The organism is Acinetobacter sp. ANC 4470, assembly GCF_002135335.1.
Classification (GTDB): Bacteria; Pseudomonadota; Gammaproteobacteria; order Pseudomonadales; family Moraxellaceae; genus Acinetobacter.
Genome location: NZ_NEGC01000002.1, coordinates 41,001 through 53,360 on the forward strand (window position 1 = coordinate 41,001; position 12,360 = coordinate 53,360).

Annotated in this window: 10 protein-coding genes; 6 read left to right on the forward strand and 4 right to left on the reverse strand. The window is 40.1% G+C overall.

Features of this window, described 5'->3' with window-relative positions:
- Window positions 1-200: 200 nt before the first annotated feature.
- Window positions 201-1,223, forward strand: coding sequence for a beta-N-acetylhexosaminidase (gene nagZ / locus B9T25_RS03355; protein ID WP_086187081.1), 1,023 nt, complete (start codon window positions 201-203; stop codon window positions 1,221-1,223).
- Window positions 1,224-1,408: 185 nt separating this feature from the next.
- Window positions 1,409-2,269 carry a class I SAM-dependent methyltransferase gene (locus B9T25_RS03360; RefSeq protein WP_086187082.1) on the forward strand — a complete coding sequence of 287 codons (861 nt, stop codon included), beginning with the start codon at window positions 1,409-1,411 and terminating at the stop codon, window positions 2,267-2,269.
- A 26-nt stretch (window positions 2,270-2,295) separates the two neighbouring features.
- Here the strand turns inward: B9T25_RS03360 and B9T25_RS03365 are convergent, their stop codons facing one another.
- The gene (locus B9T25_RS03365; RefSeq protein ID WP_086187083.1) at window positions 2,296-3,627 is read right to left on the reverse strand and encodes an alpha/beta fold hydrolase; all 1,332 of its coding nucleotides are present in this window, start codon (window positions 3,625-3,627) and stop codon (window positions 2,296-2,298) included.
- A 304-nt stretch (window positions 3,628-3,931) separates the two neighbouring features.
- Between B9T25_RS03365 and B9T25_RS03370 the strand changes: the two genes are divergently transcribed.
- From B9T25_RS03370 to pta, 4 genes are all read left to right on the forward strand, one after another.
- Window positions 3,932-5,197, forward strand: a complete 1,266-nt coding sequence (locus tag B9T25_RS03370; RefSeq protein ID WP_086187084.1) for a glutamate-5-semialdehyde dehydrogenase — start codon at window positions 3,932-3,934, stop codon at window positions 5,195-5,197.
- A 122-nt stretch (window positions 5,198-5,319) separates the two neighbouring features.
- Complete coding sequence (locus tag B9T25_RS03375; RefSeq protein ID WP_086187085.1) at window positions 5,320-5,733, forward strand: hypothetical protein; 414 nt, start codon at window positions 5,320-5,322, stop codon at window positions 5,731-5,733.
- A 280-nt stretch (window positions 5,734-6,013) separates the two neighbouring features.
- Window positions 6,014-7,231: an acetate/propionate family kinase gene (locus B9T25_RS03380; RefSeq protein ID WP_086187086.1), complete on the forward strand. Its 1,218-nt coding sequence runs from the start codon at window positions 6,014-6,016 to the stop codon at window positions 7,229-7,231.
- Between the two features lie 57 nt (window positions 7,232-7,288).
- Window positions 7,289-9,427 (forward strand): phosphate acetyltransferase, encoded by a 2,139-nt coding sequence (gene pta, locus B9T25_RS03385; RefSeq protein WP_086187087.1) that lies wholly within the window; start codon window positions 7,289-7,291, stop codon window positions 9,425-9,427.
- 120 nt (window positions 9,428-9,547) lie between these two features.
- Here pta and B9T25_RS03390 read toward each other — a convergent pair whose 3' ends face one another.
- The 3 genes from B9T25_RS03390 to B9T25_RS03400 all read right to left on the reverse strand — a co-directional run bounded on the left by B9T25_RS03390 (window position 9,548) and on the right by B9T25_RS03400 (window position 12,264).
- Window positions 9,548-10,702: an MFS transporter gene (locus B9T25_RS03390; protein WP_086187088.1), complete on the reverse strand. Its 1,155-nt coding sequence runs from the start codon at window positions 10,700-10,702 to the stop codon at window positions 9,548-9,550.
- Between the two features lie 77 nt (window positions 10,703-10,779).
- Complete coding sequence (locus B9T25_RS03395; RefSeq protein ID WP_086187089.1) at window positions 10,780-11,382, reverse strand: TetR/AcrR family transcriptional regulator; 603 nt, start codon at window positions 11,380-11,382, stop codon at window positions 10,780-10,782.
- 237 nt (window positions 11,383-11,619) lie between these two features.
- Window positions 11,620-12,264 carry a class I SAM-dependent methyltransferase gene (locus B9T25_RS03400; protein ID WP_086187389.1) on the reverse strand — a complete coding sequence of 215 codons (645 nt, stop codon included), beginning with the start codon at window positions 12,262-12,264 and terminating at the stop codon, window positions 11,620-11,622.
- Between the last annotated feature and the right edge of the window lie 96 nt (window positions 12,265-12,360).

Sequence of the window (12,360 nt, forward strand, 5' to 3'; positions counted from 1 at the left end):
AAATAATTAGTACTTCCTTGGTCTTTGACCAATATTACAACGTTGTTTTTCAGCATGAATTGAGTATATTCAAATTCTTAAACAACTTAATATATGTATGTCGTTTAGTTTTATCATATTCTGTACTGTTAAAATGTAGCAAATCATTGCAGAATTCAGGTATTGTTTTTGCTTTATAAAATACCAACACGGACACCGATATGATTGGCGCATTGATGCTAGACATCGCTGGCACAGAACTTACTCAAGAAGATATTGAACTATTACAAGCACCGCAAGTAGGCGGCATGATTTTATTTTCGCGAAATATAGAATCACCAGCACAAGTTCGTGCTTTAACAGATCATATGCGTCGTGTAAGACCCAATATTTTAATTGCCGTTGACCAAGAAGGTGGTCGTGTGCAACGTTTGAAACAGGGTTTTACATTGCTGCCTGCGATGGGTCGTTTAGGTGAACGTTATCTCAGCGAACCTGAACAAGCCATAGATTTAGCAGAACAATGTGGTTGGTTGATGGCAACTGAAGTCCTTGCTGTGGGTATCGACTTTAGCTTTGCACCCGTATTGGACTTAAATGATGTCAGCGATGTAATTGGTGACCGTGCATTTGCCCAAAATATTCAAGATATTGCCCCGCTTGCAAGTGCTTTTTTGAAAGGAATGAAACGTGCTGGTATGGCAAATACCGGAAAACATTTCCCAGGTCATGGCTCAGTCAAGGCAGATTCTCACGTTGCAGCGCCTGTAGATTCACGTTGTTATGACGAAATCTATAACAAAGATATGCAAATTTTTATTCAACTCATGCCGCAACTTGATGCACTCATGCCAGCACATGTGATTTACGATCAAATCGATCCCAATCCAGCGGGCTTTTCACCCTATTGGATTCAAAACATCTTACGTCAGGAATTAAACTTTGAGGGTGTACTTTTCTCAGATGATTTAACCATGCAAGCTGCCTGCGTTGTAGGTGGTGCAGATGCGCGTATTCAAGCTGCACTAAAAGCCGGTTGTGATATGGGCTTAGTCTGTAATGACCGTTCAGCAGCTTGTACTGCTTTAGCCGGTATGGCGCAGCTTCCCCTACCCAATCAAGAACGCTTGGAACGTATGCGTGGGAAAATCCCAGCCATCACTGTGGGTCAAACCCTTGAATTAGGGGCTGAATGGGAAAAAGTTCGAAGCAATATCGAAAACTTTAAAAAATCATTCAATTAATGCGACAAAAGGAACACGACAAGGTGTTCCTTTTTCTTTATGATAATCAAAAATAAAGACATAAACTTTTTACATTGCTTAGCTCATTTTATCTTGCAAAAGAAATTTAAGAAATAAGCGTGGTGAATGTAAAAATCGAATTAACAGATATTTAAAACTAAAAAAACAGACAAGGTCAGGATGACATGACACAACAGCTTTCAGAACATCGGCATATTTCATTTACTGCGCACTATACTGGCTATATTTGGTACAGCATGGGGATTTCCCACCCTGTGTTTGCGACAGCTAAAGGTAAAATGCTGGCAAAATTGGTTCATCCATTAGAAAGTTGGGCTGAAAAATTTATTGGTGGCAGCATGCGCAGCACACTCAAACAACGCCACAGCATGATTGACCAACATTTGACTCAACTGATTGAGCAGCACCCCGACTTACAAGTGCTGGAAATCGCCAGTGGTCTTTCACCACGTGGTTGGAATTTTCGACAGAAATTCCCCAACATTGATTATCGCGAACTTGATTTACCCGATATGGCGAAAGTTAAAACCCAAGCTCTCCAAAAAATTGATCGTAATAGCCCCGAAGTTTTAGCGGTCGATTTATTCACTGCGGACTTTGAACAAGCATTCCAAGTCTTTGATCCCACGCGTCCATTGGTGGTGATTAGCGAAGGTTTAATTAATTACTTCAACAAAGACATGTTATTACAATTGCTACGTGCCATTGCACATTATGGTCAAAACTTCAAAGAACTGCATTACCTCACGGATATTTATCCTGAACCAGTCAAGAATAAATTAGCCAATTTTATTTGGGGTTGCAGTAAATTACTAAAATGGATGTCACGTAGTGCTTTTAGTTTTCACTTCATTCATCCACAACAAGCCCAAGATTTTTTTCAGCAAGCAGGTTTTGAACAAGTCAACATTGTTCAACCGCAACACTATTTTAACCATCAGCCCCCCCCATTATCCTCTAGCGAGGAACATCTAGGCGACTTGGTTTGGATGATTCATGCCAGCATAAAAAACAGCGTTGATTAACGCTGTTTTTTACCGTATTGAAAAAATTAACTCACAGCTTCCAATACAGCAACGGCTTCTTTTTGCCGTTGTATGTAACGCATTAAGCGCTCTGCCACTTCAAAGCTGCCATGCTTAAATAAAGCACGAATTTGTGTAGAAGCCACATCAAAAATCAAACATTCAATTTTAAATTGACCTTCGTCATCTTCCAAGTGCAAAGCCAAATCACGTGGATATTGTTCAGCTTGTGCCGTTAAGCCTTCAGCAAATTCAAGTAAAATGCCAAAGTAGTTTAAATCCATAATATAGGTGGGTAGATGTAAATCCGAATGACGATGGGTCAATACAGTCATCGGTTGTTGTACCGTAATCCGTTCTTCTCCACGACGCTCTAAGGTAAGTAACTGCGCCCGCGTCATCGGAATAATGCCTTCCACATTTTGAATGGATAAACCTTGTAAGAAGGTCGCGAACAAACTCATGGTTTCTTTACGACGTTGTAATTGTGGCACATGGTCTGCATTGGCAATCATGGCAAATTCCATCTCTGGACATTGCAACGCAAAATTGGCATTTTCATGTGGCAAGGTGAAACTGTCATATTGCCCACATGCCACCAGCACTTTACATTGCGGAATAGGCACATCAGTTAAACGCAGCAAACGATTACAGTTAATTTCATAGCGTTCTTGCTCGGTTGCAGTAAACTCAGCCATTTGCCTAAAAAACAAACGCTTTGCGGTAGGGGACATTCGCGTTTTATCCATTTTGGCATGATTGACCAAATATAAAATCACCGCCTGACCAAATTCATCCATGCGTTGTTCTTTCATCAAATGTAAAGATTCTTCAAGCAACATGCGCCAGCTTTTACGAGTTTTTTGCATCACGCCCATCAGAATCATGCGATCAACCAATTCTGGTCGTTGCACGGCAAAACTCGAAGCAACCACCGAACCCAGTGACATTCCCATCACGGAGACTTTGGACAAATTTTCGATATCGAGCCATTGCCCTAACATTCTGGCTAAATCGGCTAACTCTAAAGTTCCAGCCGAAATATGGGTATCGTGGTTGCTGATTTGTTGATTTGCACCCATTGAAGGGAGATCAATTAAGATAATAGGACCCGCACTAAGCAACTGCTCAACACAGTATTTATAAGAATTAAAGTTTTGAAATGCCCCACCGATAATCAGAATGGGCGTATTTTGAATCGTTTCAGGCTGAGCAATCGCCATATATTCAATTTTCCAGCCATCAATCCATGTGGTACGTGCAGGCTCTTTAAAACTGTTTCGATGATAAAGATCAAAAAAACCAACGCTCATATCTGATTGCTGTACTTCCGCATCCATTTGGATCATGGAATTCATATCCCTTCCTCCATTCTTGCCTTATTGTTATTTTGCAAGAAAATATCTATAGAATTTCTGCGCTGTACTGCATCCATTCTTCGCTTTAATTATCAGACGTCAATGTCCCTATATTTTCATTCTATACAGAGGATGATTTGGCACGCAACTTATTCCATCACCACTCATCTAAATTTACAAACAAAAAAGATTTCAAAATATTAACAGCTTGAAACGTTTCAAAGTTTTTTTCGATCTAGATGCTTCATTGTCGTGTTGCAGACTGTTACTATCAAAGGTGTAATTTCTAAGTGATCAAACCGCTATGCAAGATTCAATTGAACAATATATGCAAACGGTAGGACAACAAGCACGCCAAGCTTCTCGCGTGTTGGCAAGCGCTTCTACCCAAACTAAAAACAATGCTTTATCTGCAATTTACACTGCTTTACAAGACAGTGAAGCTGCTATTTTAGCTGCGAACCAAATGGATATGACCAAAGGTCGTAACAGTAATTTGGACAGTGCATTACTTGATCGCTTAGAACTTACCCCCACACGCTTTAAAGATATGTTGCATGGCTTAAAAGATGTTATGAATTTGGTCGACCCAATTGGTGAAATCACTGATTTAGCCTATCGCCCTTCAGGCATTCAATTGGGCAAAATGCGCGTACCTTTAGGTGTTGTCGGGATGATTTACGAATCACGTCCCAACGTGACTTTGGAAGCTGCTTCGTTGGCATTAAAGTCAGGCAACGCGATTATTTTGCGTGGTGGTTCTGAAGCATTAGAATCCAATAAAGCCCTTGCCCAAGCCATTCAACATGGCTTGAAAGCATCAGGGCTGCCTGAAAATTCGGTACAAGTGATTAATACGGCAGATCGTGCTGCGGTGGGTCATCTGATTACCATGTCTGAATATGTCGATGTCATTGTGCCGCGCGGTGGTAAAAGCTTAATTGAACGGATTAGCAATGAAGCACGTATTCCAGTGATTAAACATTTAGATGGCAATTGTCATGTTTTTGTTGAAGCACAAGCCGATTTACAAAAAGCCTTACCGATTGCGCTGAATGCCAAAACACATCGTTATGGTGTCTGTAATGCCATGGAAAGCTTGCTGGTCGATGAAAAAGTGGCGGAAGAATTTTTACCACGCATTGCTGAATTGTACGCAGAAAAACAAGTTGAACTGCGTGGCTGCCGCGAAACACAGCGCATTCTTGGTGCAACGGTAAAACCTGCCAGCGAAGAAGATTGGTATACCGAATATTTAGGACCCATTTTAGCCATTAAAGTGGTGAGTGGCATTGATGAAGCCATTGAGCATATCAACAAATATGGTTCACATCACACCGATGCGATTATTACTGAAAACTTTAGTCTTGCCCGCCAGTTCTTAGCACGTGTGGATTCAAGCTCAGTAATGATCAATGCATCTACGCGTTTTGCTGATGGTTTTGAATATGGTCTAGGTGCCGAAATTGGTATTTCAACCGATAAAATTCATGCCCGTGGTCCTGTTGGACTGGAAGGTCTCACCTCGCAAAAGTGGGTAGTTTTCGGTGATGGTCAAATTCGCCAATAATAGCTGTATTAGCTAGAAGTTTTAGTGTTCAGTTTCAAGCATGAGACTGAACACAGGCACTACAATATTCTTCAGCTAAATTTCGTAACATAATAAAAACAACGATAAAAGGGAAAAATATGATGTTCTATTATTTAATCATCTGTACATTTTTATTGGCATTATTGGTTTCTTTTGCTGTCATGAAAATTTTTTCCAATTCAATTAACCAAATTCTGGCCCGTATTATTAATGACCCCATTCACAGTGCTTGGGCTAAATACACCAAATTTGCGGGCATGGTCGTTGGCACGTCATCAGGTATTCGTATTTATGATATGGAAAAATACATCACCCCACTGACCTATACCGATAATGACAAAAAAATTGTGATTGAATTAACTCAAGAACGCTGGGTACTGGAAATTTACCGCACGATTATTGAAACCCTACAGGGCTTAGCTTGGATGATGCTGGTCTTTTTTATGGTGGCATTAATCGCTTATGTTATTGTGCGTTGGTCAGAAATTAAATACCAATCTAAGCCTTCAGAATAAAGCCTATTCGATGATTCCAGATACATTATGCTACTGTTGTACAAGCAATAACGTATTTGACAAACAAAACACTGCTATAAATAAAAACAATCAACTGATAAATTTTAAGTATTAATCCGTTTCAGGTCGATAGTGCTTAAGTCTAATCACCTAAAGTCTATCTTGGACAGAAAAAAAACACATGTTAAAACATCTTTAAAGATCCAGATTGCATTAAATCGTACTGCATGAAGATCACTTACGGACGACTTACTTTCAATTAGAATTCGGGTATAAAAACGTGTCTACATCAGTATTAGTAATTAACTGCGGATCTTCATCAATCAAATATGCTCTCGTTTCTGAACGTCGTGAAGATCGTATTTTTGGTTTGGCGGAAAATTTAGGCTCTGCTGAAGCACGCATCAAAGGCATTACCGTAGGTGGGACAGCACTTGAACTTTCAATTCCACATGCCGACCATGAAAAGGCTTTGGAAACGATTTTAGAGCGTTTATCGCATTATAATCCGCAAGCCATTGGTCATCGTGTGGTACATGGTGGTACGCTTACCAAAGCAGAATTACTGACCCCAGAAATTATTGACCGTATTCGTACAGCAACACCGCTTGCGCCTCTTCACAACCCAGCACATTTGGTTGGCATTGATGCAACCATGCGTTTATTCCCTGAATTACCACAAGTTGCTGTATTTGATACGGCATTCCATCAGACCATGCCTGCACATGCATATCGTTACGCAGTGCCTAAATTTTTGTATACAGAACATAATGTCCGTCGCTACGGTTTTCATGGGACTAGCCATGCCTATGTTTCAGAACGTGGTTCTGAATTGGCAGGCAGTTATAAACAAGGCGGTTGGCTGACAGCACACTTAGGTAACGGTAGCTCTACCTGTGCCATCTGGAATGGTGAAAGTGTAGATACTTCTATGGGTTTAACCCCATTAGAAGGTGTCGTGATGGGTACCCGTAGTGGTGATGTCGACCCAAGTCTCCATAGTTTCCTCGCAAGCAACTTAGGTTGGGATATTTATAAAATTGACAAAATGCTTAATAGCCAAAGTGGCTTATTAGGCTTGTCTAATTTGTCTAATGATATGCGTACGCTAATTGAGGCATCAGAACAAGGCAATGAAGATGCAACCATTGCAATTGAAGTGTTCTGCTACCGCCTCGCTAAATCTCTTGCTGCATTAAGCTGCGGCTTACCACGCATTGATGGTTTATTCTTTACCGGTGGTATTGGTGAAAACTCTGCCTATATTCGTGAAAAAACACTGGCATACCTCCCTCACTTTGGTTTCAACTTAAGTAAAGAACAAAACGACAACTTAAAGCGTGGCACTGAAGGTCGTATCGATGCCGGAACAGGTCCTCAAATTTGGGTTATTCCGACCGATGAAGAAGGTCGTATCGCCAAAGAAACTGAGTATGTAGTGAGTCAAGAGGTGAATCAGGCAGCTGCAAAAAAGTCTAAAGATGTTGCGATTGCTTAAGTACACACAAATTTTATGCTTGGATTAAACGAATCTTTTATTATTTAGAATAAATTTATGAAAACAATTTTGCTCGTACCAACTGGAGAAGGTGTAGGTTTAACTTCCGCCTGCTTAGGTCTAGTCTACGCTTTGGAATGCCAAGGTGTAAAAGCTGGTTTTCTGAAGCCCTTTTCACAAGAAACGCATCAAGAATCAGACCGTTCAACTGCGCTGTATCGCCATTTATCAAACAGTGAGACGGTTGAACCGATTCCTTATCTTAAGCTCATTCAACAGCTCAACTTAGGTGAGAGTTATGAGTTACTTGAAGATGCAGTACGATTACATCGCCAAATTGCGAAAAATCATGATTTGATTATTGTCGAAGGTCTGGTTCCAAACAGTCGTGACTCGTTTGCTTCAGAACTTAATGCCGCTTTGGCTCAAGCACTGGATGCAAAAGTAATTATCGTCAGTAGTGCCGATATTAACAAACCCGAAGTAACCGCTGAGAAAGTTGAAAATCAATTACGCTATTTGGGTGGTGCATCGTCTACCCGTATGGCTGGCGTATTGTTCATGCGTACTAAAGGCTTACCAGAAGACTCTGCTAAGATTCCAGTAACCATCGACCCAAGCTTACGCTTGATTAGCGATACCAATAAATTTACAGCTAGTATTCAAAAAACCCATGCTCATATTGGTTCCGAAAAGCTCCCAGTGATTGGTTTAGTGCCATTTAGTAATACGCTAAGTGTGCCACGAATCTCTGATTTGGCAGCCCATATTTCAGCAGAATGGATTAACCAAGGTGAAGCTAAACAACGTCGGGTATTACACAGCAGTTTAATTGCGTCAAATATAGAACATGAACTGAATAAATTTGTCGCTGGCGAACTGATTATTAGTGCCTCTGACCGCATTGATGTTTTATTGGCAAGTAGCTTAGCAACAAGCAATGGTATTCCATTGGCAGGATTAGTCTTAACTGAACACCATGAACCGAATGCTTCCGTTTTAGAATTCTGCCAATCGGCAATTAAAAATGGCTTACCCATTCTGCATACGTCTTTAAGCACATTTGAAACAGCACAGAATCTTGCAAATTTGAGCAATGAAATTCCAATTGATGATACTGAACGCGCAGAACAAGTCACACGTTTCGTTTCTAGCCACATCAATGCAGATTGGATTGCGCTACTTTTAAATGGTTCATATAAACCACGCTTATCCCCTTCGGCTTTCCGCCATGAATTGGTGCAAAAATCAATTGCGGCGAAAAAACGTATTGTATTACCAGAAGGTGATGAGCCACGTACCATTCAAGCAGCAGCCATTTGCCAATCACGTGGTATCGCGCATTGTATTTTATTGGCAAAACCTGAAGTTGTGGTTGAAGTCGCTAAAGCACGTAATATTGAATTACCGCATGATTTAGAAATTATTGATCCTGACCTGATTCGTGAAAACTACGTGCCACAAATGGTTGAACTACGTAAAGGTAAAATCAACGAATTACAAGCGCGTGAACAACTTCAAGATACCGTTGTTTTAGGTACGATGATGCTTGCTCTAGATCAAGTGGATGGCTTGGTCTCTGGTGCAGTGCATACGACAGCCAATACAGTGCGCCCTGCATTCCAACTGATTAAAACTGCACCTGAATATTCATTGGTATCGTCGGTATTCTTCATGTTGTTACCAGATGAAGTCTACGTTTATGGTGACTGTGCGATTAATCCCGACCCTGATGCTGAACAATTGGCTGAAATTGCAATCCAGTCTGCTGACTCTGCTAAAGCCTTTGGGATTGAGCCGCGTATCGCCATGATCTCTTATTCAACAGGAACATCGGGTGCAGGTGCAGAAGTTGAAAAAGTGGCTAAAGCGACTGAAATTGCCAAACAACGTCGCCCCGACCTACTCATTGATGGTCCACTACAATATGACGCTGCATCTGTAGAAAGTGTTGGTAAATCAAAAGCACCAGATTCACAAGTTGCTGGTCGTGCCAATGTCTTTATTTTCCCTGACTTAAATACAGGAAATACCACGTATAAAGCGGTTCAACGTTCGGCAAATATCGTGAGTGTAGGACCAATGTTGCAAGGTTTAAACAAACCTGTAAATGATTTGTCTCGTGGTGCTTTGGTGGATGATATTGTATTCACCATTGCTTTAACTGCTATTCAGGCGGAACAGCAAGAAGTTTAATAGTTTAATGCAGTTCTCCAAGCCATCTAATTAAATAATTGGATGGCTTTTTTATATATTTCGTATAACGGCCATTATGTTAAATAATCCATCATATTTAATCATTGCGTTACATTTTCATCAAGACCAACCTTGTTGACGATTACGTACGTAAGGCAGAAGTGAAGCCAATGCCAATACTGCCAATACTGCACCAATCCATAAGCCTGAACGTAAGCCGTAACCATTTGTAATTGCTAAACCACCTATATAGGAACCCCCACCTAAGCCAATGTTAATCACTGAGGTATGTACTGCATTGACCATAGGACCCGGATGCGCAACACTGACAATTCTTGCCATCATTGCTGGATTCATTGGAACACCAGATAATCCAATCAAAATTATTGCAATGATTGCTACGGTTTTATATTCGGCAAAGATTGCAAAAGCGAATAAGGATATACTTAATACGGTCAGTCCAACGAGCATAATTTTAAGGCTGTGATTATGTGCTAAACGACCAGTAATCGTATTACCTACAATGTTTGAAAACCCAAATGCCATTAAAATAAAGGGTATAATTTGCATGCTAAATCCAGTGATATCGACCAAAACAGGGACGAAATAACTAAAGGCTGCAAAGCTTGCACCTAAAATCAAGCAACTTGTTGCACAGGCTTTCCAGTAAGCTTTATTTTTAAAGGCCTTGATCTCTTCTTCCATTCTGAGCTGTCCACCACCCGATACTTCAGGTAAAAGACGTTCTAGAGCGATGAGACAAACGAATACCAATACAGCGACTAAGCCAAAAGTAATACGCCAGCCCCATTGTTGATCAATCATCGTCGCAAGAGGGACACCAAACACATTGGAAATCATAAAGCCACCAATAACGATAGCTGCTGCTCGAGGCCTATTATGATTAGGTACCATGGCCATACTTATGGCAAGAGAAAGACTTAAACAGCCTGCACATAAGACACCCGTGATAAAACGGATTGCGATTAAAATAGTATGGCTGGAGATAAAGGCGCTTAAACCTTGGATCACTACATAGAGTGCTAAAAGAATCAGCAAGACTCTTCGATATTGAACTTTATATTTGAGAAAAAAGTAGGTGAGTACAGGCCCGCCCAACATGACACCAAAGGCATAATATGAAATTAAATGTCCAACATCACCTACACTGATTCCAAAGGCTTGGGATAAAGTGGCGGTCATACCAGCGACCATCAATTCTGCTGTACCAATTGAAAAAATCGCCAGACCTAATATATATACTGCTAATGGCATTTTTTTAATACATTCCTATTTCTTTAACGATCATTACAAAATTAAAGGGTTTAATTTATTTCGCACTGATGATGCAGTTACAAGTTGGCTAAGAGACCATTAACCACATCTTCCAGAAAGCTTTTATCTGAAATATTTTTGTTCAGCACACGCAAACCGTAGTAGCCGGCTAAAAAGCCTCGCGCCATTTCAAGAGCTGAGGCTTTGGTACTTAATTCCCCATTTGCTTGTCCTTCGACAAATACTGTGAGGAGAGAGTTCTCTAGGCGTTGTCGATATTCTAGATTCAGGCTTGAGACAACCTGATCTTTATCTCCCATTTCCAAAGCAGAGAATAAGACCATGGCTTCGTGCTGTTCTGATTGTGAAAGATCTTCAGCAATCCCCCAAAGTAAAAGGGACCGTAATCGTTCTTTGAACAGCCCTGACCGTGTGAGAATGGATAATTGTGCTGCCATGGTTTGTTCATGGCTACGCAACAAAGCTTGTTCATATAAAGCTTGTTTGCTACCAAAGGCGTTATATAAACTTCCTCGCCCTAATCCAGTAACATCACATAAATTTTGCGCAGAAGTACCTGCATAGCCATTGCTGCTAAAGACAGTTATGGCTGCATCAATGATTTCTTTATCTTCAAACTGTCTAGGACGGCCTGGATAATTGGATTTGTCATCACTCATGGATGAGCCTGAGTGGGAGTGAACTGAGGGGAATACTAGATATTATGGAACGACTTGTCAAATATTAAATTAAATTTTAAAAATAATAGCTAGTTTATAGATTTTCTAAAATTAACATAATACACTTTATACGAAATATTCTTTTTATTTCCATATAAATCATTTTCTTAGCGTTTATCAAAAAGCCCAGTCTGGGGCTTTTTACGTGAATAGTTGTGTTGAATGCTCATTATTTAATCATTGTTCCACATTTTTATTTAGAATCTCTTTATTAAGTTTCTTTGCCAACCACACTGTACGCCCTGCACATTCTGAATCTTCAGCTACCATTTTTATCACTTTAAACCCATATTGTTTTAATAATTCTCGATATTCTTCAGGTGCAAGACTTGCATGATACAAAGCATCGCCAAACAGATCACCTATTGCTTCACCATGGCTTGGACCACTGCTAAACATTAATACTGTGCCTTGCTGCGCAAATTGTGCAAATTGCCTAAACATCTGCCGCTGATCATCTGGTGTTAAATGAAAAAAACTATCCCATGCCAAAATCGCATTAAATTTTTGATCCAATTCAACGGTTCGCATGTCTGCTTGAAGCCAGTGCTGTTTCGGAAAATTTTGTTGTGCCATTTCAATCATTACATCTGAACTATCGACACCCGTTATTTTATGATCAGGCCGAATCAAATAATCTGCTATGGGTTTTCCAGAACCACAACCTAAATCTAATATTTTAGAATGTTGAGGAATCAGTGATAGAAAATGATCTAACCATATTTTTTCATACAGGAAATTGCCACGTAAGTCAGTCCATGTACGGGCATGTTTTTTATAAATTTCAATAATATTTTGCGCAAGAGCGGATTGATTTTTCATCATCAAAAATTTCTTATATTTTTAACAGTATACGCAAATTTAAATCATGATTTGAAGATTTGAAGATTTGAAGATTTGAAGATTTGAAGATTTGAA